At 39.5% G+C, this 25,612-nt stretch carries 21 protein-coding genes; 12 read left to right on the plus strand and 9 right to left on the minus strand.

Annotated elements, in window-relative coordinates; genetic code table 11:
- The first annotated feature begins 1 nt into the window (after nt 1).
- The 3 genes from P3L40_RS08965 (at nt 2) to P3L40_RS08975 (ending at nt 1,439) form a co-directional block, all read left to right on the plus strand.
- Nucleotides 2-550: an elongation factor P hydroxylase gene (locus tag P3L40_RS08965; protein ID WP_136135012.1), complete on the plus strand. Its 549-nt coding sequence runs from the start codon at nt 2-4 to the stop codon at nt 548-550.
- 28 nt (nt 551-578) lie between these two features.
- A complete protein-coding gene (locus P3L40_RS08970; RefSeq protein WP_136135013.1) occupies nt 579-851 on the plus strand; it encodes a YfcL family protein in 273 nt (90 codons plus the stop codon).
- Nucleotides 852-923: 72 nt separating this feature from the next.
- Nucleotides 924-1,439 (plus strand): GNAT family N-acetyltransferase, encoded by a 516-nt coding sequence (locus tag P3L40_RS08975; RefSeq protein WP_136135014.1) that lies wholly within the window; start codon nt 924-926, stop codon nt 1,437-1,439.
- Nucleotides 1,440-1,443: 4 nt separating this feature from the next.
- Here the strand turns inward: P3L40_RS08975 and mnmC are convergent, their stop codons facing one another.
- The gene (gene mnmC, locus P3L40_RS08980) at nt 1,444-3,483 is read right to left on the minus strand and encodes a bifunctional tRNA (5-methylaminomethyl-2-thiouridine)(34)-methyltransferase MnmD/FAD-dependent 5-carboxymethylaminomethyl-2-thiouridine(34) oxidoreductase MnmC (protein ID WP_136135015.1); all 2,040 of its coding nucleotides are present in this window, start codon (nt 3,481-3,483) and stop codon (nt 1,444-1,446) included.
- 201 nt (nt 3,484-3,684) lie between these two features.
- Between mnmC and fabB the strand changes: the two genes are divergently transcribed.
- On the plus strand, nt 3,685-4,899 hold the full coding sequence (fabB, locus tag P3L40_RS08985; protein ID WP_004257234.1) for a beta-ketoacyl-ACP synthase I: 1,215 nt from the start codon (nt 3,685-3,687) through the stop codon (nt 4,897-4,899).
- Between the two features lie 55 nt (nt 4,900-4,954).
- Here fabB and P3L40_RS08990 read toward each other — a convergent pair whose 3' ends face one another.
- On the minus strand, nt 4,955-5,416 hold the full coding sequence (locus P3L40_RS08990; protein WP_136135016.1) for a hypothetical protein: 462 nt from the start codon (nt 5,414-5,416) through the stop codon (nt 4,955-4,957).
- Nucleotides 5,417-5,599: 183 nt separating this feature from the next.
- Between P3L40_RS08990 and P3L40_RS08995 the strand changes: the two genes are divergently transcribed.
- A complete protein-coding gene (locus tag P3L40_RS08995) occupies nt 5,600-5,776 on the plus strand; it encodes a hypothetical protein (RefSeq protein ID WP_210852339.1) in 177 nt (58 codons plus the stop codon).
- Nucleotides 5,777-5,924: 148 nt separating this feature from the next.
- On the opposite strand, the gene P3L40_RS09000 is transcribed toward P3L40_RS08995, so the two are convergent.
- From P3L40_RS09000 to P3L40_RS09010, 3 genes are read right to left on the minus strand one after another with little or no spacing between them, the layout of a single operon-like run.
- Nucleotides 5,925-7,433 (minus strand): tripartite tricarboxylate transporter permease, encoded by a 1,509-nt coding sequence (locus P3L40_RS09000; RefSeq protein ID WP_136135017.1) that lies wholly within the window; start codon nt 7,431-7,433, stop codon nt 5,925-5,927.
- Nucleotides 7,434-7,444: 11 nt separating this feature from the next.
- Nucleotides 7,445-7,876 carry a tripartite tricarboxylate transporter TctB family protein gene (locus P3L40_RS09005; protein ID WP_094962691.1) on the minus strand — a complete coding sequence of 144 codons (432 nt, stop codon included), beginning with the start codon at nt 7,874-7,876 and terminating at the stop codon, nt 7,445-7,447.
- Between the two features lie 11 nt (nt 7,877-7,887).
- Nucleotides 7,888-8,862 carry a Bug family tripartite tricarboxylate transporter substrate binding protein gene (locus tag P3L40_RS09010; protein WP_004257243.1) on the minus strand — a complete coding sequence of 325 codons (975 nt, stop codon included), beginning with the start codon at nt 8,860-8,862 and terminating at the stop codon, nt 7,888-7,890.
- A gap of 309 nt (nt 8,863-9,171) precedes the next feature.
- Between P3L40_RS09010 and tctD the strand changes: the two genes are divergently transcribed.
- Both tctD and P3L40_RS09020 read left to right on the plus strand, forming a co-directional pair.
- Nucleotides 9,172-9,840: a transcriptional regulator TctD gene (gene tctD, locus P3L40_RS09015; RefSeq protein WP_004257247.1), complete on the plus strand. Its 669-nt coding sequence runs from the start codon at nt 9,172-9,174 to the stop codon at nt 9,838-9,840.
- The gene (locus P3L40_RS09020) at nt 9,837-11,264 is read left to right on the plus strand and encodes a sensor histidine kinase (RefSeq protein WP_136135018.1); all 1,428 of its coding nucleotides are present in this window, start codon (nt 9,837-9,839) and stop codon (nt 11,262-11,264) included. Before tctD ends, P3L40_RS09020 begins: the two co-directional genes overlap by 4 nt.
- Before the next feature lie 72 nt (nt 11,265-11,336).
- Here the strand turns inward: P3L40_RS09020 and P3L40_RS09025 are convergent, their stop codons facing one another.
- From P3L40_RS09025 to P3L40_RS09040, 4 genes are all read right to left on the minus strand, one after another.
- Nucleotides 11,337-11,963: a hypothetical protein gene (locus tag P3L40_RS09025; protein WP_136135019.1), complete on the minus strand. Its 627-nt coding sequence runs from the start codon at nt 11,961-11,963 to the stop codon at nt 11,337-11,339.
- Between the two features lie 537 nt (nt 11,964-12,500).
- Entirely contained in the window at nt 12,501-14,549 is a 2,049-nt protein-coding gene (locus P3L40_RS09030) for a hypothetical protein (RefSeq protein WP_136135020.1), read from the minus strand.
- Between the two features lie 253 nt (nt 14,550-14,802).
- On the minus strand, nt 14,803-19,464 hold the full coding sequence (locus P3L40_RS09035; protein WP_247605773.1) for a tetratricopeptide repeat protein: 4,662 nt from the start codon (nt 19,462-19,464) through the stop codon (nt 14,803-14,805).
- A gap of 355 nt (nt 19,465-19,819) precedes the next feature.
- Nucleotides 19,820-20,740 carry a DMT family transporter gene (locus tag P3L40_RS09040; RefSeq protein ID WP_036957974.1) on the minus strand — a complete coding sequence of 307 codons (921 nt, stop codon included), beginning with the start codon at nt 20,738-20,740 and terminating at the stop codon, nt 19,820-19,822.
- Between the two features lie 101 nt (nt 20,741-20,841).
- Between P3L40_RS09040 and P3L40_RS09045 the strand changes: the two genes are divergently transcribed.
- From P3L40_RS09045 to P3L40_RS09065, 5 genes are all read left to right on the plus strand, one after another.
- The gene (locus tag P3L40_RS09045) at nt 20,842-21,654 is read left to right on the plus strand and encodes a helix-turn-helix transcriptional regulator (protein WP_136135022.1); all 813 of its coding nucleotides are present in this window, start codon (nt 20,842-20,844) and stop codon (nt 21,652-21,654) included.
- Between the two features lie 86 nt (nt 21,655-21,740).
- Nucleotides 21,741-22,877, plus strand: coding sequence for a 4-phosphoerythronate dehydrogenase PdxB (gene pdxB, locus P3L40_RS09050; protein WP_210852341.1), 1,137 nt, complete (start codon nt 21,741-21,743; stop codon nt 22,875-22,877).
- Between the two features lie 75 nt (nt 22,878-22,952).
- Entirely contained in the window at nt 22,953-23,963 is a 1,011-nt protein-coding gene (locus P3L40_RS09055; RefSeq protein WP_210852343.1) for an aspartate-semialdehyde dehydrogenase, read from the plus strand.
- Nucleotides 23,963-24,778: a tRNA pseudouridine(38-40) synthase TruA gene (gene truA / locus P3L40_RS09060; protein ID WP_004257279.1), complete on the plus strand. Its 816-nt coding sequence runs from the start codon at nt 23,963-23,965 to the stop codon at nt 24,776-24,778. The genes P3L40_RS09055 and truA overlap by 1 nt, the downstream gene beginning before the upstream one ends.
- 65 nt (nt 24,779-24,843) lie before the next feature.
- Nucleotides 24,844-25,530 (plus strand): DedA family protein, encoded by a 687-nt coding sequence (locus P3L40_RS09065; RefSeq protein WP_094962679.1) that lies wholly within the window; start codon nt 24,844-24,846, stop codon nt 25,528-25,530.
- The last annotated feature ends 82 nt before the right edge of the window (nt 25,531-25,612 follow it).

The following is a 25,612-nucleotide window of genomic DNA, read 5'->3' on the forward strand; positions in this document are numbered from 1 at the left end:
CATGAGTACACATAATTATCAGGACCTAATCAATATCTTTGATGAATGTTTTGGTGTGACATATAACACCAGGCTGGTAAAAGGGGATGATGAACCCATTTATTTACCCGCAGATGAGGCTATGCCTTATCACCGGATCGTCTTTGCACATGGTTTTTTCACCAGTGCGCTGCATGAAATCTCACATTGGTGTATTGCTGGGGAGGCAAGACGTCAGCAAGTCGATTACGGTTATTGGTATTGCCCAGATGGGCGAGATGAAAAAACACAGTGTGAGTTTGAAGTGGTGGAAATCAAGCCCCAAGCGTTGGACTGGCTGTTTTGTGTTGCCGTTGGCATTCCATTTAATGTCAGTTGTGACAACTTAGAGGGGGATTTTGAGCCTGATCGTATTGCGTTTATGCGCAAAGTTCATGCACAAGTCATGCTTTATTTAGAAAATGGCATCCCTGAACGGCCATTACACTTTATTAATGCGTTACAATTGTTTTACAATACGCCACCTCTTTGTGCAGAAGCTTTTCCTTATCCGGAAGATATTTTTGCCTAATGAACACACATTTAAGTAAGGATTAAGCATGCTTGCGGATTTAGAAACACGCATACTAACGAAAATTGATGATATGGTTGAACACGCGAGCGATGATGAACTCTTCGCTGGCGGCTATTTGCGTGGTCACTTAACCCTTGCTGTGGCTGAACTGGAAGAAGAAAACGAAACCAGTTCTGAAGCATTATATCAACGTGTCGAAGTCAGTATTCAAAATGCCATCAAAGCTGGCGAATTGACACCACCAGACCAAGTACTGGTTTTAGATATGTGGAGAAACTTATTAAATAACGCCATTTAATTTGTTGAGTTCTGCATGAAAAGCGGGGAAACCCGCTTTTTTGTTAGCTAAATTTTGTTGCGAGTAAAAATTATGGCGAAGATTCGTTTAGCAACCCCCCTTGATGCCAAATATCTTCCTCCGGTGGAAGCCTCCGCAGGCCAGGCATTTACGAGTATCGAAAAATATAAATGGCTTGCTGAAGGTGATGGGCAAACGGAGCAAGACCACCTCGCTTTTATTTCTGAGCAATTAGAGTGGGTAGCAGTGAATGATTGTGATGAACCAATTGGTTTTATCAATGCTGAAGATCATCATACTAGCCTGCATATTTGTGAGGTTTCTGTTTGCCAGCCATGGCAAGGACGCGGGCTGGGTAAAAAGCTGATTAAGCAGGTACTTGGTGCTGCTTTGGCACGGAATATCACGGTAGTGACATTGACCACTTGCCGCGATGTGCCTTGGAATGCACCTTATTACCAACGCTTGGGTTTTAAAATTCTTGAAAGTCATGAGCTAACCACCGAGCTACAGGCTATTTTACAGTCTGAGGTCGATGCAGGGTTTGCTGCTGAAGACCGCTGTGTAATGGCTATCTCATTAACTTAATGTATCAATAAGGAAGTTTAATAGGGCGGCCTAATAATAATTTCCTTATCCAAAAACGGTTTGGGTTGAGTTCTGCAAGAGTTTCATCGTCTAGGGGGAGTACTTCCCCAAAAATTTGCGCCACAAGCAATTCTGCGCAAAGTGGTGCGGTTGATAGCCCTCTTGACCCTAATGCACCAAAAATAAATAAATTTGGGTGCACCGGAGCGAGGGCAATAGGCTGTTTTTTGGCAATTTGAGTGGGCAAATCATGATAGAGTGCCACATGTTGTTCGAAATCAGGCACATTGCCTAATAACGGAAAATGGTCGCGAATAACACAACGAATACCTTGGCGTGAACGTTGTTGAGAAATATCGATATCCTTAGGCCAAGTTACATCGGGTAGGTTATCAACCAGCTTTTGGCGGTTCCCTTGCTGTTCCTCTTCACTATAATCGAAATCAAGTCGTTCACGTTGGTAGCTAGCACCTAAGCAATGTTGTGTACCCGTGGCATCGGCAGGGGTTAAATAGCCTTCAAAGCACAGAACATTTTTCAGTTGTTGTAGGGTGTGATTGGTTGGAATATGGCTGACTTGCCCTCGCACAGGCGAAATAGGTAAATTAACGGTTTGAGCAAATTGGCGCAGCTTGTGCCCATTAGCAATAATGACAGTTGAGTGAACACGTGTTAGCTGTTTGTGTTGCGCGGTTTCAATTAATAACTGCCAATCTTGTTCTGTTTGTTTTAATTCAACGACATTATGTTCAAAACAGAAGGTAATACCCTGCTGTTGTAAATATTGTTGTAAACTCTCACAAAGCTGGGCAGGGCACAGCCATCCTCCAGACGCATAATGAATGCCATCATGGTTGACATCAACGCCGCAAATATCACTCAGTTGCTGACGATTTTTACCAATAGCAAAATCAGCCGGCCACTCAGTTTCTAGCATTCCTGCTATTTTACGAGCCACTTTGTCGTTATACGCTAATTGGCTTACACCGCACCATTGCCCATCAAACGTGAGCCCTTGTTTTGCTAATTGGTGATAAAAGCGAGAAGCAAAAGGGAAAGCGCTGACAAAAAAGCGTTCGAGTGGGTCGCTATTGCCGGTGAGTAAGGGGTAAATAGCCCCTTGGCGATTGCCCGAAGCATTCTGTGCAACTTGTGCATCTTGGCAGTATAAGGTGACTTTAGCACCGCGGTTATGAAGGGCGTAGGCCGCTGTTAAACTGGCAAGCCCACCACCAATGATAGCGACATCAGTTGGGTTATCTGCGCTTTTTCTGGCAAACCAAGGCGTTGGGATATTAATTTCTTTTTCAGCTAAGACCCCAGTTAACATTTCTCGTTTGTTACCAAAGCCTTTGACTTTTTTAAGGGTAAAGCCAGCTTGTTGAAGGCCTCGTTTAACGGAACCTGCCACGGTAAATGTTGCAAAAGTTCCATTGATGCGGGCGAATTTTGCCATATTAGTGAACAGTTGTTCACTCCACATTTCGGGATTTTTTGAGGGAGCGAAACCATCTAAAAACCAAGCATCTATCTTATTGTTTAAATTGTTTTTTAGTAAAGATATTTGCTCATTTACATCACCAAACCATAAATCTAATATCACGCTACCATTTTCTAACATGATCCGCTGGTTACCCGGTAAGGCTTGTGGCCAATTTTCACAAAGGGATTGTGAGAAGCTGCTCAGTTCAGGCCAACATTGGTGGGCTGTCATTAAGTCAGATTGTGTTAATGGGTATTTTTCAAAACTAATAAAATGTAATTGTTGCAATTTTGCGTTTGGATTTCCGGCTTTAAATTGTTTAAAAGATTGCCATAATGCTAAAAAATTCAACCCAGTACCAAAGCCAGTTTCGGCAATCACACAGGTTGTGAAAGGGTGCGTCGCGAAGCGATCAGGAAAATGATTTCCTTGCAAAAACACATGACGAGCCTCTTCTAAGCCATCTTGGTTAGAAAAATAGATATCTGCAAACTGTTCAGACATGGGTGTGCCTTCGTCATTCCAACTTAGGCGTGCGGTTTGTACAGCGTTCTTTTTCACAATAAGCCTACATTCTTTATTTAATACTTAAATTTTACCGCTGATATGGGTGTAAGGCTACCGTCATAAAAAAGTCTTATTGGCGTCATAAAGAAAAAAATACAAATATTTACCCTGATCGGACTTGTTCAGCGTACAAGTGTAAGCTAAAGTGACAACCTGTAATCCCGCAATCATATAATTATAGACATGAGGTAACGAATGAAGCGTGCAGTCATCACTGGTCTAGGTATTGTTTCCAGCCTTGGTAATAACCAGGAAGAAGTACTGGCTTCTCTGAAGGAAGGTCGTTCCGGGATCACTTTCTCAGAAGAATTCAAAGAGGCAGGGCTGCGTAGCCATGTCTGGGGTAATGTTAAAAATTTAGACCCAAAAGATTTAATCGACCGTAAAATTTTCCGTTTTATGAGTGATTGCTCCGCCTATGCTTATTTATCGATGGAACAAGCGATTGCGGATTCAGGTTTAACAGAAGAACAAGTTTCAAATTTACGTACAGGTATCGTTGTTGGCTCTGGTGGTGGTTCTCCACGTAACCAAGTTGCTGGTTCTGACGGTATGCGTGCTAAAGGTTTACGTGGTGTGGGCCCATACATGGTGACTCGTGCAATGGCATCAGGTATTTCTGCTTGTTTAGCAACGCCATTTAAAATCAAAGGTGTGAACTACTCCATCAGTTCTGCTTGTTCAACATCAGCGCACTGTATTGGTCATGCGGTTGAGTTAATTCAATTAGGCAAGCAAGATGTTGTTTTCGCTGGTGGCGGTGAAGAACTGAGCTGGGAAATGACCTGTGAGTTTGACGCAATGGGCGCATTGTCAACTAAATACAATGAGACGCCAGACAAAGCATCAAGAACTTACGATAAAGACCGTGATGGTTTCGTTATCGCAGGTGGTGGTGGTATCGTTGTTGTTGAGGAATTAGAGCATGCGTTAGCGCGTGGTGCACATATCTACGCTGAAATCGTGGGCTATGGTGCGACCTCAGATGGCGCAGACATGGTTGCTCCATCAGGTGAAGGTGCTGTTCGCTGTATGCAAATGGCGATGCAAGGTGTTGATAAAATTGATTACATCAATACACACGGTACCTCAACGCCAGTGGGTGACACGAAAGAGTTAGAAGCGATTCAAGAAGTGTTCGGTAACAACTCTCCAGCAATTTCAGCAACGAAAGCAATGAGTGGTCACTCATTAGGTGCTGCGGGTGTTCACGAAGCAATTTATAGCTTACTGATGTTAGAACACGGCTTTATTGCGCCAAGCATTAACGTCGAAAACCTAGATGAGAAAGCTGCGGGCTTGAATATCGTGACAAAACCAACCGAACAAGCGCTGGATACGGTCATGTCTAACAGTTTCGGTTTCGGTGGAACTAACGCCACATTAGTGATGAGCAAATACAAAGCATAATTTGTATTAGGCTAACGTATTAAATAAGCGAGAACTTCGGTTCTCGTTTTTTTGTTTAATCACTACCTCCACCGTCTGCTCCTCCTGAATCGGACGATGAGCAATCTGAACTTGAGTTATCATTAGAACAATAATGGTTGCTTGAGCGGTGATTATTATCACTGGATGAACTGTCATAATAAGGGGGCGTGTAGCTTGAACTCGAATTATTTGAATTCACTCGATATGCAGTTTCTTTCACATTTTTACGCACTTCAAATATTTGGCTTTTATCTTTCGCCCAGCCAATAGTCACCAGTGTGGTATTTTTCTTTACGCTGATAAGCAACATTTCCCCACAAAAAATATGCATTTTACCCAATGCTTTTATTTGGATATAACCACTGTCTTTTTCCGTGATAGTGACAGGTTTTTGACTATGGATAGTATAACAGTCACCATGGACATCAATAGTGCGAGTATATGCTAACGGTTTTGGCTGGATATTAAAAAGGACAAAAAGTAATCTATCGAACATTGTGTTTTATGTTTTAATAAATGAGATGGCTAAGATAATTGATTGAGGTTATTCAATACATCGTCATTATCTGAATCCGTGGTTTATTAATGATTGAATGAGTATTCGTCATTTTATTAAATTTTTCTGCCTAAAATAGTGACATGATATTGACTCAATATTTAGTTGATTAGAGGAAATCATATGAGTGTAACAAGGTTTCATGCAGCTATTTGGAAACAGGATTTCAAAATTTTAGGTGCGGCATTATCTCGTTATATCCGCAGTAAATTTAGTAAGATGATTAGTAAAATACATAATATTGAAAATCCATTTCCACTACATAGAAATGCCCCAAAAACGGCCAAGTACTATTATTAGTTCACCATCAAAGAATATCTATTATGGCGAAGGAGCTCATGATAACAATGTGGTTTTACTTAGTTATATAAATTTTTCCACTGACTAATAAAAAAAATGCCCCAAATACACTGGGGCAAAGTTTTACAGAGATTGTATGAACACTTAATTACGATGAGACAGCGGATTGTTTACGTTTACGAATGCGCTTTATAATTGGTGGCAAAATTAGCACTAATACCGCTAGAATTAATAAACTTTGGGAAATCGTACTGCTCCAAAGAATATCGAAATTACCATTACTGATGGATAATGAACGGCGTAAGTTTTGTTCTAACATTTCACCCAGTACAAACCCTAAAATTAATGGTGAAAGTGGGAAGTTCATTTTGCGTAATATAAACCCAAATACGCCTAGCCCCATCATGAGTAATAAATCAAATGTCGTACTATGAACGGCATATACCCCGACAGCAGAAATGCAAGCAATAGCAGGGACTAAAAACCATAAAGGAACCGTTAACATGCGGGTGAATAAGCCAATTAATGGAATATTCATGATGAGCAAAACCACGTTGGCAATCAACAGAGCGGCAATTAACCCCCAAACAATATCCGGTTGCTCTGTAAACATACCTGGGCCTGGGGTGATATTATAGAGCGTTAGTGCGCCCATCATCACGGCAGTGGTTCCTGAACCCGGAACTCCCAAGGTTAACATAGGAATAAATGATCCACACGCAGAGGCATTATTGGCCGCTTCTGGTGCGGCAACACCACGCACATCCCCATTACCGAAATCGCCTTTTTCACCACTGATTTTCTTTTCAGTCATGTAGGTGATAGCACTGGCGATGGTGGCACCCGCTCCCGGCAAAACGCCAACAAAGAAACCGATGAATGAAGAGCGTAAAGCAGGGCCAGCACATGCTTTGGCTTCTTTGCGATTGAATAGCATTCTGCCTGTTTTACGGATCAGACCTTGGCCTGTTGCAGTGCCTTCGAGCATCAATAAAATTTCACTAACAGAAAATAAACCAATAACCACGACGATAAACTGCACGCCATCCGATAAATGTACGCTATCAAACGTAAAACGATATTCCCCAGAGTTGGCATCCACTCCCACAGTGGCGAGTGATAAACCAATTAATGCAGCCAATAGTGATTTGATTGGGTTTTGGCTCATCATGCTACCTAAGCAGGCAATGGCAAAAACCATTAAGGCAAAATATTCGGCAGGACCAAAGGCGAGTGACCATTGGGCAAGCAAAGGAGCGAATAGTATTATCCCTACAATTGCAATCGTTGAACCAATAAATGAACTGACCGCGGAAATAGAGAGCGCAACGCCACCTTTTCCCTGTTTTGCCATAGGATAACCATCTAGCGTGGTCATGATTGCTGCGGCATCGCCGGGGACATTAAGTAAGATTGATGATATGCGTCCGCCATATTCACAGCCTAAATAAACCGTGGCGAGTAAGATTAATGCGGACTCGGCGGGTAATTTCAGGGCAAAGGCCAATGGTAGCAAAATAGCGACACCATTAATTGGGCCAAGGCCGGGAAGCATACCCACGATTGTACCGATAAAACAGCCAATTAAGGCGATCAAGATATTTTGAGGAACTAGTGCGACCTCGAAACCTTGCGATAGATACATCCAAGTTTCCATGATTTCGCTCCTTAACTTAGCAGGCTGCCAATAGGCAAGGTTACATCTAGCCATTTATCAAAGGCATAGAACAAAAAGATACCTAAGACCGGGCCCGAAATAATCGCGGCGATAGGTGTCGCACCAAATAGCAGGGCGATACTGATGGTGAGTAAGCTGGTTGCAATCGGGAACCCTAACCATTCAAAAGCCCATGCATAAATAACAAGTGCAACAACTAATAAAACTAAACGACGTAATACATAGGGTTTTGGCCACTCAACGGCTTCTTGCTTGCCAAATAATAAGGCAAGGGCACAAAGCGCCATTAAGGAGAGTATGACAACCGGAAAAGGGCGGGGGCCCAGTGGTTCATAACTAAATTCACTTTGGATCCCCCAACCAATATAAATTCCGATAGCACACAGTATTAGCCAAACTATGGCAAATATGCGTTGGCTCATCGTTCACTCCGTTATTTGGCTAAACCGAAGGCACGGGCTTGTTCACGATATTGCTCGATTTCTTTTTTGACATAGCTATCGAGTTCTTGCCCGGTTAAGTTGTATTCAAATAAACCACGCAGTTCACGTTGTTTTTTGAATTCGTCGGTTTGTTGCAGTTTTTGGAAGGCTTCGACCCATTGGTTATAGTCAGCATCGGAGACTTTCGGCCCCATATAGAAACCACGAATGATTGGCCATACAATGTCATACCCTTGTTCTTTTGCTGTTGGAATATCTGATAAACCATCACCAAGGCGCTTGTCTGAGTAAACAGCAAGGATACGAATTTTACCTTCATTGATATATGGCGTCATTTCACTGATATCCCCTGAAAGGACTTGAATATGGTTGCCCAGTAATGCAGTTAAGGTTTCACCGCCGCCTTCAAAGGCCACATAACGCATTTTTCGTGGGTCGATATCAATGGCTTTGGCTAATAAGGCCGTTTTCATCCAATCTTGGCTGCCAATAGACCCTCCCGCACCAAATACGATGCTGTTAGGATCTTTTTTGAAGGTATCCATTAAATCTTTAAGTGTTTTATAAGGTGAGTCTGCACGTACGGCTATCATACCGTAGTCACTCCCCACACTGGCGAGCCAGCGCACGTCATTTTCGTTATAGCGGCCAAATTTACCTTGCGCGAGATTGAGTAAGGAACCTCCTGAGAAAGCAACAATGGTGCCGGGTTCCGCAGGGCGTTGTGCGACAATAGCGTTATAAGCAACGGCACCAATACCGCCTGGCATATAGGTCACTCGCATTGGTTTTTCAATTTCTTTAGTTTCAAGAAGAGACACTTGTACTAATTTACAGGTTAAATCAAAACCACCTCCGGGTTTGGCGGGGGCAATACATTCTGTACGTTCGGGTAGGGCGTTTGCTTGATTGATGCCAACTAAAAATATTGCTGTTGCTAAGGCCGTCTGGGTGAATTTTTTCATTATTTTTCCTTACTAAGACAATAATTAGAGGTATATATTATTACTGCTTGTTGTGCTGGTATGGCATCATCGCCCGATGAAGCTTTCATTTACCTTTCATTAACAAATATTATTATTTTTATGTGATATATATCAGATTGTTTTGTATTTTTACTTTTTTGTTATGTTAATTTAATGTTAAATTAATCACGTTAATAGTGTTTGTTAGCAATAGTTGTGATGGACACAGTAAAAATGTGCACATTTGCTTTCCATTCATTCAATGGAATGCCAACGTATACTGATAAATAATTATAATGAGTATGCGGAATGAGAATTTTATTGGTTGAAGATCATGACGAGTTGTCATTATGGTTACAGAAGGCCTTATCGTCATCTGGGTTTGCGGTTGATCTTGCTAGTGATGGTGCGATAGCAGACCAGCTATTACAAACTGAACGCTATGAATTAGTCGTGTTAGATGTATCACTTCCGAGAATGAGTGGGCTTGAGGTATTGGCGCAAATGCGCAAACGGCATCAAGAAACTCCCGTCTTGTTACTAACGGCGAATTCCGACGTAGCCGACCGTGTACAAGGGTTAAATGCAGGGGCTGATGACTACCTGACGAAACCTTTTGATATTGCGGAATTAGAAGCACGTCTTCGTGCTTTATTACGGCGTAGCCAAGGGCAAGTTAATGAGTCACAACAGTTTGGTTTACTTAGTTACCATGAGGACGGTTATTTTTTATTAGGCGAAGAGCCGCTAGGCTTAACACCAAGGGAATATGCGGTGTTAAACACCCTATTTCATCGACGAGGTCGGCCTGTTTCTAAAATGCAATTATTTGAACAGGTATTTTCGCTGTCAGATGAAGCCAATTTACAAAGTATTGAGTTATATGTTCACCGTGTAAGAAAAAAACTTGCCGGTTCGGATGTTAACATCAATACCTTACGCGGATTGGGATACCGATTAGAGCAGTGTAGTGTATGAAATTAGTCGCTCATCCACGCTCTCTCTTTCATCAGTTACTGCTTTTTTTCGGTATCCCCCTCATTTTGTTGGGGAGTTTTTCGGTTTATACCCACTATTACAGTGCAAAAAATGCTGCAAATTTAGCCTATGATCGAACGTTACTAGCTTCAGCTCGAACAGTTGCAGAACGCTTACAAGTGGTAGATGGGCATCTCTCGGTGAATGTGCCTTATGTGGTGCTCGATAGTTTCGAACTAAATAATAATGACCGAATTTTTTATCAAGTTATCTCTCCTGACGGTGAAACTATCTCTGGTTATGACGATTTACCGCCAATTCCCCCTTATTGGATGCGTTCACAGCACTATACTGCGCTAGTTTATTTTTATGATGCACAGTATAAAGGTTTACCTATTCGCATTGCTGCGTTTTATCAACCGATTAATGAAGGTGGTATCACTGGGATGGTTGAAATTCGTGTTGCGGAAACGGTCTATTCGCGGCAAGATTTCGCTAATCAATTATTAATTTCTGCCTTGATGAGTCAAGGTACCGTGGTACTTTTAACCATGGTGCTTGCCTATATTCTACTTAGTAAGCTGCTGGCACCGTTGAAAAGATTATCTCACTTAATGTTAGGCCGTTCTGCTAATGATTTAACACCCTTGCCAGATTTATTGCCGTGGTCGGATTTATCACCATTAATTGATGCATTAAACCGTTATATTTCACGCCTAAAGCGGATGGTTAGACGACAAGAACGCTTTAGTGCAGATGCTTCTCACCAATTAAAAACACCTTTAACCGTATTAAAAACTCAGGTTTCTGTCGCGATTAATAGTACGGATGAAACTCAACGGCAACAGAGTTTACAAGCTATCGATAAAACCCTCGATAATACGATCATTTTGACGGATAGGCTTTTGCAGCTATCGCGGTTAAAAGCCCATGAAAAAGAAGCGATTACGCAGTATCGAGCCATAAATCTAGTGGAAATTGTTCACCAAACGTGTTTTACTCGGCTATCTCAAGCTGAAAGCCAAAATATTGACTTAGGTTATGAAGGTGCGGAAACGGCATGGATTAAAGGCGAGCCTATCTTATTAGCTGAGATGTGTGCAAATTTAATTGATAATGCGATTAAATACACGCCTGCAAATGGGGTGGTCACCGTTCGTGTGGTCAGCAGTGATGACCATCTTCATTGGGTCTTAGAGGTTGAAGACTCTGGCCCTGGGATCCCAGATGCGAAAATTAACCGTTCTATGGAAGCCTTTACTCGTTTAAATAATGCGTTAGGTAAGGAAGGCGCTGGCCTTGGGCTGGCGCTTGTGAAAGATATTGCTAGCTATCATGGCTCTGAACCTCAATTATTAAAAAGTAAATTACTTAATGGATTATTGGTTAGAATCGCATTTAAAGCCAGCCAAGCGCCGTGGTAAGAAAAACGCCCTTACTAAGGCGTTTCTCTGGTGACAAAGTCTAAACGCAGTAAAAGCTAGATACGTTTAGTTTCACATTGATATTAATATCTGCGATAGCGTGTTATTTGAAGGTTCGTGTTTAAAATCACAGGTTATTGTGTTTTGTTCGAGGCTTGCTATTGAGGATGATAATAATGATTCTGAATCTAACTTATTGTCTTCATTAAGAAATATACTAGCTACAGCTAGCGCTGTGTCATTTTTTACTTCATTAATAAATGTCTCGATTGATTCTATTTTTAAATCTGTGTTGTATATTTCATCAAGCAAAGCCGATATGTCTTGGGAAATCAAATTTGAATCTTTATTTTCTGAGTGCTCTTGAATGTATGTCACTAGATCATTTTTTGCACTAGCAAGTTTTTCTTCTTGTAAATATGTAGTATCAACAGATTCTGATTTCAATTTTTGTATTTTGTTTAATTGTAAGCGTTGATTAGTGATATCTAACAATGCATCTTTAATCGTTTGACAATAGGTTTCCTCGCTGACATTAGATGTGACAGATTTTAATGGAACATAATTATATACGTTAGAAATAAAGTCATCTCTTACTGCGGTTAAATATTCTTTCTCACGTAATATTTCAGATATATTGATATTGTTTTCACTTTGTTGTAACTCTTGTTTCGTATTTAGGGTTAAATTTGAAATCATAGTAAACACTCCATGTTAATAGTTTTTAAATATTTCATTACTGTGGTCGTAGTTAATTAATATAACCTACTTAGAATGAGGTGACTAATTTTTATTTGGTATGGAAGTATTATTGATATCATTTGAAGTATTGTTTAGTATTCAAAGATGATTGTTAAAATTTAACTATATATTTAAAAGAGGAACGATTTTATTTGATGGTTTTTTTATTTTAATAATATTCAGGAAGAGCTATGGCTTGTATAAGGAAAATTATAATTTGGAGTGTCAATTTCCCCTAAAATTAACCGTTCTATAGAAGCATTTATACGTTATAAATAATATGTTAGGGAAGGGCAGGGCTTGGACTGGCGCTTGTGAAAGATATTGCTAGCTATCATGGTTCTGAATCTCAATTATTAAAAAGTAAATTAATTAATGGATTATTGGTTAGAATCGCATTTAAAGCCAGCCAGGCGCCATGGTAACAGAAACCACCTAATTCAGTAGGTGGTTTCATAATACTAAAATACAAATCTAGTAAAATAAAAATATGTGTTAATCCCGTAATGGGGCTAATATAGGTGTTAATTTTTTATGTAATGGTTGGTTGTATGCATCGCTAGTTGCCGTGTCTTGTGGAAATTCAGCGATGATCGAAGATAATAAGGATTCAAAGTCTTTATTATTTCCATTACCATCAGTGAAATTGACTCCATCAGCTCCCTCGTTAATGCGAGTTTCAATTGACATTATTTTTGATTTTTTATTCATGATTTCAATAATTAATGGTGTTATTTCTGAAGAAATTGATTTTTTGTCTTTATTTTCTGAATGAGTATAAATATATTGAGAAATCTCTTTTTCTGTCTGGACAATTTGTTTTTCTAAAGAATGAATATCATTGATATATTCTAGTATCTCTGAGTGTTCTTTTGAACTGTATATTTTAGTTAACTTCCCTAACTGTTCAGTTAAGTCTAATAATGTATACATTTTGTCTTTGACTGTTTGGTAATATGTATCTTTATCAATAGCAGGCGACCTTGATTTTAAAGGGATCTTTACATTAATGTTAGAAATCAAATTGTTTATTTCATCTTTCAATATTTTTTTCTCTACTGCTAGCATATATATGTTATCTTTTTTATCACCAAAGTTATTAGTGTAAGAGACTATTTTACTTGGTGGAGTAAATTGATGTAGGTGATTGTTTAATTCTAAATTAACAAATTTCTCGAGTGTTTTTGCTCTAAGGAATTCATCATGAAACTGAGTGGTTAATTCTTCAATAAAATTATGAGTTTCCTTCTCATTAGTCAATATCCTGCTCTCAATAATATAACTAGCTAAACTTTCTTTTAAATTTAATATGTCTTTTTCTAGCTGGGATCTATTGATTGAATATGTGGACTGGTTGTAATATAAACCTGCTTCTTTTTTTATTTCTATGTTGATACGTGACTCAATTTTATTGAATAATTCTTCTAACTTTTCATCAATATTTTTTTGATATTTTTCTTGCTTGTTGTAGTCAAGTTTGAGCAAATCAAAAACTGATGCTTTGTGGTTTTTAAATTTTTCTTTAATGTTGGTCTTTAAGTTTTTTAAATATTTAATTGACTGGTTTAATTCAGTTAATAATTTAAATTCTTTATTGTTTTGGTAGTCACTCTCCTGATAATTAATTTGAGTGTCTTTATGTTGTTTAAATATATCATGAATTTCATCTAAGTATTCAGAACTTTTGACTTGGTCAAAAACGTTATGCAAATCTTTAATTTTTGTATATTGAGTATTTAACTCTGTCGTGTGTTTCATTAAGTCATCGACGGTATTATTGCTGTTGAAATGCATTAAGCTATTGCTGTTGAGTTCTCTTAGTAGCTGTTCTATGTTATTTTGATTTTTCTTAGCAGTTATGTATAAATTAATTATATTTACATCTAGTCCTAATATTCTTTGCATATGACTAGATCTAATACGCATATTCTCGACCGTTTTATATAGATATTGTTGGGATAAATCATAACTATTCTTAAGGCCTTCATTAATTTGATTAAGATCGGCACCTATAGTTTTTAGAATAATAGGTTTTTTTTGATATGAAATTACACTAGGTGAAACAAAATGGCCTTTCTTACTATGTCGTAAACCAATCATAAAACTGAATAAATCAGCGTTATATTCATTAACTAAATTGGATTTATTGAAAAGAATAGATTCTGAATTTTCAGGGATCGTATAATAGCCTTGCTTATTTGTATGTTTACTATGTAATTCTTGTAATTTTTCGAAATTTTTTTCTTGATTTTTGTCTTGTTCGTGAAGCATAGATTCAATCTGATTTAAATCAGACCATTCATCAGATCCTTCTATCTTAAATTTATGTTTTAATTTATCAATTTTAGCAAGTAAATGACAAATGGCTGTACTATTTTTGTCTAGATTATTGATAACACTTTGATATGTCTTTTCTAAGTAAATGGTATTTGTCGGTGGTTTTTTACTAACTGATAAGATTGTTGAATAGTCTATTTCCTTAAATATATTTTTACTATCTATATTTGCCAGCGATATCTGATTTTTATTAAATGTAGAACTCATAGTAAACACTCCATGTTAATGATTATTGAAAACTGCATATATGCAGATGCCAATAAAATATAATCTAACAATAGAATTTGGACTAATTTTTATTTTATATAAAAATACGATTAATATAATTTAAATTATTAGCAAAGAAACTTTTAGCAATCTCATAAGTGGAGGGAATGATATTGTTTTATTTAGATATAAAAATGATAATTGTAGATAGGTTAAGGCGCTAAAGGAAGTTAGCGCCTTTATAGGTCAATTATTAGTTAATTAGACTAAAATCCCACTCTTTTAGTGCGTTGATTGAGTCTTTGTCTTGATATTTTGCGCCAAGTTCAAGGTAATCATGGGCTTTTTGGATATCGTCTTTACTTTTGGTACCGACCCAGCCGTTATAATACATATAAGCAAGTTTGTATTTTGCCATTGCATGGTGAGTACCTTGTTCGAGGTCTGTCATATCGTAATATTTTGCTGCGCGGACATAATCTTTTGGCACACCTTGGCCAAAATAGAGCATATCCCCAGCTAAATGAGCGGTGTTACTGTCATTTTGTTGTGCGCCTAAATCAAAATAATAAAGCGCTTTCGGGAAGTCTTTTTCTATGCCGCGCTCATTATCTTTACGATAAAGATTACCTAAAATATTATAAGCGCGAGGATAGCCATTTTTCCCTGCTAATTCATAATAATAGATCATCTTTTGGGTATCTTCAGGCACTCGTTCACCACGTGCATAAGCGATACCTAATGAGAAGGCCGACATTTTGTCGCCTGCCTCAGCTTCGACGCGCTGCTTTTCAATTTGCTCGGCGAAACGACCATATTTCTCATAGGCTTTTTCATCGGCAACTTGTTTTTCAATTGCTTGTTTATCTTGGGCTGAAAGTGTATCCATTAGCTCAATAGAACTTGGTTTTTTATCAAGTTGTAATGCATAGTAATAGGCTTGCTTGACATCGCCTTTTTCTACATAAGCCTGATAAATTGCATCAAGTGCGTGAGTTGGGTGGTAATTTAACGAAATTTGATACCATTCGATGGCTTTGTCGATATTTTTATCTATATCACAATCACCTTTTAAATAGATGGTTCCCATCTCTTTGGAAAGACTTTCTGGATAATGAATATAGTGTTTGTCGGTATTTTTCTGGAAATTGCTTTTTTCAATCCATTCCTTCAAATACTGGCTTGCTTTATCCATATCCACATTATTGCTGTTTCCACAATATTGGCCAGGATAGTAAATTTGATAGAGTTTCTCCGTTGCGGATAAATCACCTTTATCGTAAGCCCGTTGCAAATAAGTTAAGGCTTTAGCGTTATCACTATTTACGTAATAGTAATACAGATTAATTAAAGCTTTGGTACGAGTGTTTTCTTCACTTAGAAGCAGTGCTAAATATTTTTGTTCGTCTTTAGGGCGATTAAGCTCTCTTTTTTTATCTTTAATTCCATCTCGATACAAATCCACCAATGCATCGAAGGCATTATTAGAAACCTTATCATCAGCTGATTTCATACCCTCTTGTAGATATTGAATGGCTAAATCATATTCAGGAGAGCCAGAGAGAATTTTGTTATCATATAAATACGTTCTGGCTAGTTGAACTTTAGAGAACAAATCACCTTTTGCTGCACCTTCAACGTAATTCTGGCGTTTTTCTTGGTTATCCTTAGTAACCGAATCAAGCGGTTGGTGAGCGGCTAAGTTGCCCGCCGCAATACTTTTCTTATACCAATCTTGCGCCGCGAGATCTCTACCGCGCGAACTATACCAATCCCCGAGTTTAATATAAGCGGTTCTATCGCCTTTTTTGGCAGGAACAACGAGAGTTTCATAGGCTTCAATATAATCATCAACCCGTTTTGGATTCGAATGTTTACGTAAATAAATAATGGCCTCATCCCAATCAGGTTCCATTACCCAAGCATTTTTTTCTTCATTTAGCACGCCCATATATCGCATCTCACTATAGAGAGCGATTGCGTGGTCATTACCTTCATCACTAGCTTGTTTCAGGTATTTAGCCGCTTCAAGGCGATCTTCTTTGACACCTTGGCCATAGAAATAAGCTCGACCCACTTTGTATTTTGCTGAAGGACTTTCATTGAGCATTTTCATGCCAATGTCATAATCATCCATATATTTGATGAATTCATTGCCCCAGCTTCCTGCTTTAAGGTAATACTCACGTGCTTTTTGTCGATTAGGCTCAACAAGCTGGCTGCCATTTAAATACTGATGTGCCAGTTTACGGGTATAGTCTTTACTGCCAATCGCTGCTAATTGGTCGTAATAACCTAGGATTTTTGCTTTATTTGCATTGAGATATTGATCCTGTTGGTAATAATCAATGAGTTCTTCAAGTGCACTTTCTTGATTGAATTTTGCACTTTTCTCTAAATATTCAAGCCACTTTTTCTGGTCGACTTTTTTCCCATAATTACCATATTTGTAAGCATTGGCGAGCGTACGTAACGCATCAGGGTCATTCTGTTTCGCTTTTAGTTGAATATTGGCAAATGAAGCTTTGGCTTTTTCAATTTCTCTTTTACGTGATTTTAAAAAGCTAAAATCAGGGTCAGAAATCTGATTGTAATAGAAAAGGGCGGTATCATAATTGGCATCTTCGCCGTAGTTACCTTCTTGATATATTTCCCCTAATTCATATAAGCAGCGGTTATTTTTGAGTGCCGCACATTTTTTATATTGAGGAACTAAATCTTTTGCGGTAAGCCCAGTAATTTGCTGGAAGCGAGATTTGTAATACGCCTTATCATTGTGATAAGTAACGCCATCAAGGTTTTGCGCGATATATAAATAAGCAGATGCACTACCCAATTCTGCAGCTTTTAAAATATAATCGTACAATGGTTTTATTTCAGCATCACTTAAGGTATCAACATTAGTTAATTGAGTGAGCTTGTTTATCCCATATAAATAGGTGATATCAGCATCTTTATTAATCAGTGGTTCAATTAATTTTTGAGCTTCAGCATGGTTTTCATATAAAGCCATTTTGACTAATAACGCTTTTGTGTCAGCGCGATTTAAACCTGTTTTTAATAAAATATCTTTAGCGATTTGTAACTGACTTGGAAGTAATTCGGCTTGTGCTTGAGGTGAATGGAGCACATTGACTATCAGGTTAGCTATTTTATTGGTTTCTGTTGGCCGGTATTTTAATAATGCTGCAGCATAATAAACCTGGCTATTATAATTTTGTTTGATTGATTTTTCATATAAATCAAAGGCCTGAACACTATTTTTCTCTGCATCTTCTTTTAGTAAATAGTCAGCATACAAATAAGCTAAGGCGTAATTTTCGCGTTTAATGACATCGTTTTTGAGGATATCGACAATCGTTTTCTCATCGATAAGTGCTTTGATATCATAGCGATAATATACTTGAACTAATAAGCGATCGGCCGTTGATGGGTAATCGTTTTCATTAAGGTTGTCGATGAGTAATTTAGCGGCTTTCTGCACATCCTGCTTAGTACCAAAAGCATTAATATAATAACGCGCTAATTGCATCTGAGCATCATAAGTGGGGTCTATGCGATTTGCTTTTTCTAAAGTAGCGAAGGCTTTTTCTGGCGAAAATAATGGGCTACCTTTAGCACTATAAACATCACTTGCTGCCACTAAAGCTTCCGCGGAGTTTGGGTATTTTTCCATTAAAATAGGAGTGTATTTAGCGACAGTATCACTCAGTTTTTTGTTTGGAAAATCGTAACTAGAAATTGCTCTCTGGTTGATGGTAACAAGTGCGTTTAAGTCGCCAAGATCTGCGGCAGCGGTGAGATATTTTTCAGCTAAAGCGTCATTTCGCTTAACATCGCTAAATGTACGGCCAGAATACACGTTATAGGCTTGATACATCGCGGGAGGGTATTGGCCATCAGCGGCATCAGTTAAATCCTGAATGCGGTCGGTGTCAGCTTTGTAATTTAAATATAATGCCTTAGGGTGTTTAGCTTCCACAAGCGGTCGCAGGTAAACCATCGCACGGTTTTTATTTCTCCGCACGCCATCGCCGGTCATATATTTTTGGTACAAAGCATAGATGGCGTTCTCATCACCACGGCTCGCACGTTCTTCTAAATTAGTGATGACTTTTTGTTTTTCTTCTTCTGTTTGTGAACCATACAATGATAAAGCCCCTGGCTCTAATTCACTCGCGTCAGAAATGTATTCTAATGCAGAGGAAAAAGAGAGGCGTTCATATTTTTTGGCTAACAGCGGATTTGGTGGTACGCCGTTACCACCTTCTTCATATATCGACGCGAGTAACATCGCGGGTAAGGGAAAGTCGTTGCTGACAAGCGGTGTTAATATTTCAACGGCTTTCTTACTGTCATTTTCAAAGTCATGAGCGATATAGCCCAAAGCAAATTTTGCCAGTTTTGAACCTTGTTCAGAAGCCAACGTAAAATATTGGCGAGAAAGTTCGATATTTTGTGGAACTTGTTCGTATTTATCAGCTAAATAAATACCCCCAACCATTTCTTGTGCTTCTTTAACACCGAGGTCAGCCGCTTTAGTTAAAGAAGTTAAACCGTTTTCATCAGTAGAAGTGTCTTCTATTAGGTGTTTATAACGGAAAAAGCCAAGGTTATATAACGCATTTTTATTGTTAGCTTCCGCCGCTTTAATTAGCCAGTTTTGGGCTGCCACATCATCAGTTTTTGTGCCAATACCCTCTTTATACATCATGGCTAAGGCAAAAGCGGATTGTGAGTCTTTATCTGCGTTTTTTTGGAATTGTTCAAATGCAGCTTGAGATTCACCTTGTTGATATAAGTCGTAGCCTAATTGTGAGGGAGAGGATGAGTTGGTGGTATTGACGAAATAAATGCCAATGGCTACAGCAATTATTATCAATATGAACAACCCAACTTTGAACGGCTTAGTCATTGTCATTCCTTATTATGGTGGTTACTTGCCACGATCCATTTAGGTTTATCGCATTATCACGGCTTATTGAATGGAGTTAATACTCCTAAAGGGGTATTTGATTTTGCTTAAGTCTAATTGGAATTCCAGAAGATTCAATCGGATTATCCTCTATCTGAAAAACGGTAATTCGATAAATCATATCAATGGTGGGCGAATTAAAGGTGATTTGAGAGGGATTTAAAATGTCACAAAGTATTAATGGTAAGGAATATGAAGGGAAATAAACGAAGGGACGGCGAGGATTTCAAACATAGCCCCACAAAGTGGGGCATATGAGTGACGACATTGCATTTATTGCTTTTGTAATTCTATTCTACTGGCAAGAATCTTCTTGAACCACCTTTTTTTCACGGCGGAATAATTCTGTCAGTGGTGTACGTAATTGTTGCGCTAACATTACCCCGAGTAATACCACACCACCACCGATTAAATGGTAGCTTTTAAGTTCTTCACCCAAGGCGAAAATAGCGATAATGGCAGTGAAAACGGGAGCTAGGTTCATAAAAATAGAGGTTGTATTCGCACCAAGGCGCATAACACCTTGGATCCACAATGCAGGAGCAACAATGGAGGCGGCAATCCCCGCAAATACCACTAAACCGATATTTTGGCTGTTCAGAGAGACATCTTCAGCTAGCAAGAAATTAGGGAGTAGCATGATAACGCCAAAGAAAACCTGAACGTACAGCGAGTCCCAGCTAGATAATTGGATTGACCAACGCTTAGTCAGAACACCGTACAGGGCGTATGCAGCGGACGCAACCAACATCATGGCTTCCCCTTGACCTAAGCCTTGAGAAAATAACGCACTTGGGCTTCCTTGGCTCACTAACCATACTAATCCACATAATGAAAGAATTGAGCCTAATATAATCCCCACAGTAGGAATAACGCGTAGCACAAAGATACTAATAATTACTGTTAGTAATGGGATCATTGAATTCATAATTCCCATAAAGGTTGCACTTACACTGTGTGCGGCATAATAAGCTAAACTTTGGTATAGCATCATCCCTAGCGCGCCTAAAATGGCGAGTTGCCACCAATGTTTCATAACCGTTTTAAAGTTTCGGAGCACCGAACGTAATACGAAAGGAGTCATGACAAGAAATGCCAACGCCCAACGGTAAAATGAGATTGCCGCAGGGTCAATGGCAGTGGATGCCGCTTTGTTAACAATGGCATTAATTGACCATAATAAAACCGCAATCAGCGGAAAAAGAAGATTCTTCATTAAAATATTCTCCCATATTGAATGGGCGCTAGTATACATCTGTCCGATTTTTTATATATACTGATAACCAGACAACCGATAACGCTTTTCAGACAGGAACCATGGAAAACTTAAAATCAGACATTTGGCAAATCAGTGAATGTAATATCGCAGAGCCTGAATTGGTGGCTTTTCGGCACGAGCAAACCGCGGCCCTCACTGAGTATAAATCCCATTCACACCCTTTTGGGCAAATGCTGTATGTGGTCTGTGGCATTATGGAAATGGAGGTGGCTGGTCAACATTATCTAGCGCCGCCAGAGTTTTGCATTTGGATCCCAGCGAACATTTCCCATGCTAGCTTTAATAAAGAAAGTGTCAAATTTCGGATCATCGATTTTTCTCATGAATATAACCAAGTGCTTGCCCAGCGGCCTTGTGTGATTAAGCTTAGCCCTATATTTCAATCAATTATGACGGATATGTACCAACGCGGTATTGTTCAGCCTGAAACAGAGCAAGACTTACGTTTGGCTCATGTGCTGATTGACCAATTTCCATTGTCCCCTTGCCAAGATACTTATTTGCCTATTTCAAAAGACAAATTTCTTGCCCCAATCTTATTAGAGTTACAAAGCGACCCAGCCGATAACACGACGTTAGCACAATGGGCAAAACGCTATTATACATCGGAACGCACGTTATCAAGACGCTGCCAGCAAGAATTAGGTATGTCGTTTAGTGAATGGCGTCAACGCTTGCGATACTTACATGCCGTTGCCGGGTTAGAAAAGGGGAAAAGTGTCCATGAAGTCGCATTGGATGTTGGGTATAGCTCGGCATCCGCCTTTATTGCGATGTTCCAGCAGATATCAGGTGTCACACCAGACCGTTTTCGAGCGAAAGAATTTGACGTAGAAGGCAACCTCTCATAGGCATCTGGCTTAAACCGTGGCAAAATATTGTTCCACTTATCTATATAACGACACAATACAAAAAAGTTATTGATTGGGACAACAGCGTGAAAATTTTAGTCGATGAGAATATGCCATATGCTCAAACTTTATTTAGCGAGCTTGGTGAAGTGAAAGCAGTACCGGGACGTCCTATACCAGAACAAGAATTAATTGATGCAGATGCATTAATGGTGCGTTCTATCACTAAGGTTAATGAATCACTGCTTGGTAATACGCCAGTTAAATTCGTTGGAACCGCGACAGCCGGTTTTGACCATATTGATACCGAGTGGTTATCGGCGGCAAATATTGGTTTTTCATCAGCGCCGGGTTGTAATGCGATAGCGGTTGTTGAATATGTTATTTCTTCACTATTATTACTAGCGGAACGTGATAACTTTGATTTGCGTGATAAAACAGTAGGGATCATAGGTGTCGGTAATGTCGGAGGGCGTTTAGCTGCAAGGTTATCGGCTTGGGGAGTCAAAACATTACTCTGCGATCCGCCACGTGCAGCCAAGGGGGATGACGAGTCATTCGTTTCTTTTGATGATATCCTTGAGCACGCTGATGTCATTACCTTTCATACTCCGCTGAATATGTCAGGGGAATATAAAACTTTCCATTTAATGGATGAAACGCATTTAGAAAAATTGCGCGATGGTACCATTTTAATTAACGCAAGTCGGGGTGAGGTAGTTGATAATAAAGCCCTATTATTCGTGCTTAACCGCGGAAAAAAACTGAGCGTTATCTTAGATGTGTGGGAGCCAGAGCCTGATTTAGATACGGCACTTTTAGCATTAGTGGATATTGGCACGCCGCATATTGCAGGCTATACGCTAGAAGGTAAAGCCCGAGGAACGACGCAAGTTTATGAAGCTTACTGCCAGTTTCTCGGCAAATCGTCACAAGTTTCTCTTTCATCATTACTGCCTAAGCCAGATATCAATCAATTGACTTTCAATGGTAAATTAACGCAAAACCAGCTCAAAAGGTTAGTACATCTCGTGTATGATGTGCGCCGAGATGATGCAGTGTTAAGAGCCGTTGCAGGGGTAAAAGGTGAATTTGATAAGCTGCGCAAAAATTATCAAGAGCGTCGTGAATGGTCATCCCTTGAAATTATTTGTGATGATGAACAAACGGCATCAAAACTCAATGAGCTTGGTTTTACAGCAAGTTTAGTTTGCACAAAATAGATTAGTTAAAATGAACACCTGATTAAATAACACCGATTGGTGTTATTTAATTTTTTATTTTTTAGAGGAATAGCCATGACTGAAGGTTGGAATATTGCAGTATTAGGCGCAACCGGTGCTGTAGGTGAAGCTATTATTTCACTGTTACAAGAAAGAGAATTCCCAGTCGGCGAATTATATTTACTTGCCAGTGAGCGTAGTGCAGGGGAGAGCGTACGCTTTAATGGTAAAAGTATTCAAGTTGAAAATGTGACCGACTTTGATTGGTCACAGGCACAAATTGCCTTTTTTGCAGCCAATGAAGGTGTCAGCCTACAATATGCCGAATTAGCGGCACAAGAAGGGTGCATTGTCATCGATACGAGTGGCGTATTTGCTCAAGAACCGGATGTGCCACTGGTTGTCCCGAATGTGAATCCGCAAGTCTTAGCCGATTACCGCAACCGTAATATTATTTCATTGGCAGACAGCTCTGTGAGTCAATTATTAACGGCAATCAAACCGCTGGTGGATGCCGCAGGGGTGGGGCGTATAACCTTAACAAATATGTTGTCGGTTTCTAGTTATGGTAAAGCCGCCGTTGACGAGCTAGCAGGGCAAAGTGCGCGTTTATTAAATGGTATTCCTGCAGAAGAAGGCCGTTTTAGTAAGCAATTAGCGTTCAATATGTTGCCATTACTGGCGGATATAGAAGGCAGTGTCGTTCACGAGCGTCGTTTGGTTGAGCAAGTGCGTAAGGTGCTGCAAGATGGTGGCTTGCCAGTGGCGGTGAGTTTTATTCAATCTCCTGTTTTTTATGGGAATGCGCAAGTCGTTCATTTAGAAACTTTGCGCCCAATGAGTGCAGAAGAAGCGAACGAAGAACTTGAACGTTTTGAAGATATTCAGGTCTCAGAAGAGGGTGATTATCCTACACAGGTGACTGAAGCGTCAGGTAATGACCAATTAAGCATTGGTTGTGTACGTAATGATTATGGCATACCTGAAATTTTACAATTTTGGTCAGTGGCTGATAACGTGCGTTTCGGTGGGGCACTGATGGCGGTAGAAACAGCAGAAAAACTGGCTCAGGAGCTGTTTTACTAATGTCTGAGTCTACACAGTTGTATCGAATCGCATTAGGTATTGAATACAACGGCAGTCGTTATTTTGGTTGGCAGCGTCAGCAAGAAGTTAAAAGTGTTCAAGGCTGTTTAGAAGAAGCCTTGTCAAAAATTGCAGCGGAGCCAATTAGCGTGTTTTGCGCAGGGCGCACAGACGCTGGTGTCCATGCTACAGGGCAAGTGGTGCATTTCGAAACCTCTGCCATTCGTAAAGAAGCGGCTTGGACCATGGGGGCGAATACGCATTTGCCCCCTGATATTGCTGTCCGCTGGTGTAAACCGGTGGCCGAGGAGTTTCATGCACGCTTTAGTGCAACAGCGCGTCGATATCGCTACGTGATTTTTAATCACCGTTATCGGCCAGCAATTTTATCGAGTGGCGTAACGCACTTTCATTATCCACTCGATGAAAAAAGAATGCATGAAGCGGCACAGGCGCTATTGGGTGAGCGTGATTTTACCTCATTCAGAGCAGTCCAGTGTCAGTCAAAGTCGCCATGGCGTAATGTGATGCATGTGAATGTCAGTCGCCACGGTCATTATGTGGTGGTAGATATCAAAGCCAATGCGTTTGTTCACCATATGGTGAGAAATATTGTCGGAAGTCTGTTGGAGATTGGTTGTGGCAATCAAAACATTGATTGGATGGCGCATCTTCTTGAGTTAAAAGACCGTACCAAGGCAGCTGCAACCGCAAAAGCGGAAGGGTTGTATTTAGTGAGTGTCGATTACCCAGAGAAATTTGAGTTGCCTCAGAATGTGATGGGGCCGCTTTTTCTGGCAGATGAACTGATGTAAAGCGAATTTTTATTTATCTCATAATTTTTGTAAATAGCATGGATGCTATTATCAATGAGGATTTTATGGAATTTATCACTTTTATTATCGACTTTATTTTACACATCGATGTCCATCTTGCTGAACTGGTCAGAGATTATGGTACATGGGTCTATGGTATCCTATTTCTGATCCTATTTTGTGAAACAGGGTTAGTGGTCACACCATTTTTACCTGGAGATTCGTTATTATTCGTTGCGGGTGCGATTTCGTCATTAGACAGTAATGACCTGAATGTCCATTTAATGGTCGCTTTAATGATTACGGCAGCGATTATTGGTGATGCTGTAAACTACGCAATTGGGCGTATTTTTGGTGAGAAATTATTCAGAAATCCAGACTCGAAGATTTTTCGTCGTGTTTATTTAGATAAAACTCATGCTTTTTATGAAAAACATGGCGGTAAAGCGATTATACTGGCACGCTTTGTGCCGATAGTCAGAACTTTTGCACCATTCGTTGCAGGAATGGGGAAAATGTCTTATCGTCACTTTGCTTTTTATAATGTGACGGGCGCGTTTATTTGGGTATTATTATTCACTTATGCGGGTTATTTCTTTGGTGAATTACCGTTCGTACAAAAGAATTTGAAATTACTGATAGTCGCGATTATCTTTGTTTCAATTCTTCCGGGTGTTGTTGAAATTATTCGTCATCGTCGAATAGCTGCGAAAGAAAAGCGTGCGGCAGCGCAAAAAATCGATAACCACTAAGCGGTTTAGTAAGGTGGTTTAACAAGTTTTTATCTACAGTGAGATATCATTGTGGTTTAATGGCAAAAAATTACATACTGGT

It is taken from the genome of Providencia sp. PROV040 (genome assembly GCF_032706145.1).
GTDB classification, from domain to species: Bacteria; Pseudomonadota; Gammaproteobacteria; order Enterobacterales; family Enterobacteriaceae; genus Providencia; species Providencia hangzhouensis.

Bases quoted from the DNA above. Each gene is read 5' to 3' on its own strand.
- P3L40_RS09035 (WP_247605773.1), bottom strand. From the start codon at position 19,464: ATGACTAAGCCGTTCAAAGTTGGGTTGTTCATATTGATAATAATTGCT.
- P3L40_RS09045 (WP_136135022.1), top strand. From the start codon at position 20,842: ATGGAAAACTTAAAATCAGACATTTGGCAAATCAGTGAATGTAATATC.
- P3L40_RS08995 (WP_210852339.1), top strand. From the start codon at position 5,600: ATGAGTGTAACAAGGTTTCATGCAGCTATTTGGAAACAGGATTTCAAA.
- P3L40_RS08970 (WP_136135013.1), top strand. From the start codon at position 579: ATGCTTGCGGATTTAGAAACACGCATACTAACGAAAATTGATGATATG.
- truA (WP_004257279.1), top strand. From the start codon at position 23,963: ATGTCTGAGTCTACACAGTTGTATCGAATCGCATTAGGTATTGAATAC.
- fabB (WP_004257234.1), top strand. From the start codon at position 3,685: ATGAAGCGTGCAGTCATCACTGGTCTAGGTATTGTTTCCAGCCTTGGT.
- P3L40_RS09020 (WP_136135018.1), top strand. From the start codon at position 9,837: ATGAAATTAGTCGCTCATCCACGCTCTCTCTTTCATCAGTTACTGCTT.
- tctD (WP_004257247.1), top strand. From the start codon at position 9,172: ATGAGAATTTTATTGGTTGAAGATCATGACGAGTTGTCATTATGGTTA.
- P3L40_RS09065 (WP_094962679.1), top strand. From the start codon at position 24,844: ATGGAATTTATCACTTTTATTATCGACTTTATTTTACACATCGATGTC.
- P3L40_RS09010 (WP_004257243.1), bottom strand. From the start codon at position 8,862: ATGAAAAAATTCACCCAGACGGCCTTAGCAACAGCAATATTTTTAGTT.
- P3L40_RS09000 (WP_136135017.1), bottom strand. From the start codon at position 7,433: ATGGAAACTTGGATGTATCTATCGCAAGGTTTCGAGGTCGCACTAGTT.
- P3L40_RS08975 (WP_136135014.1), top strand. From the start codon at position 924: ATGGCGAAGATTCGTTTAGCAACCCCCCTTGATGCCAAATATCTTCCT.
- P3L40_RS09055 (WP_210852343.1), top strand. From the start codon at position 22,953: ATGACTGAAGGTTGGAATATTGCAGTATTAGGCGCAACCGGTGCTGTA.
- P3L40_RS08965 (WP_136135012.1), top strand. From the start codon at position 2: ATGAGTACACATAATTATCAGGACCTAATCAATATCTTTGATGAATGT.
- P3L40_RS09025 (WP_136135019.1), bottom strand. From the start codon at position 11,963: ATGATTTCAAATTTAACCCTAAATACGAAACAAGAGTTACAACAAAGT.
- P3L40_RS09040 (WP_036957974.1), bottom strand. From the start codon at position 20,740: ATGAAGAATCTTCTTTTTCCGCTGATTGCGGTTTTATTATGGTCAATT.
- P3L40_RS08990 (WP_136135016.1), bottom strand. From the start codon at position 5,416: ATGTTCGATAGATTACTTTTTGTCCTTTTTAATATCCAGCCAAAACCG.
- P3L40_RS09005 (WP_094962691.1), bottom strand. From the start codon at position 7,876: ATGAGCCAACGCATATTTGCCATAGTTTGGCTAATACTGTGTGCTATC.
- P3L40_RS09030 (WP_136135020.1), bottom strand. From the start codon at position 14,549: ATGAGTTCTACATTTAATAAAAATCAGATATCGCTGGCAAATATAGAT.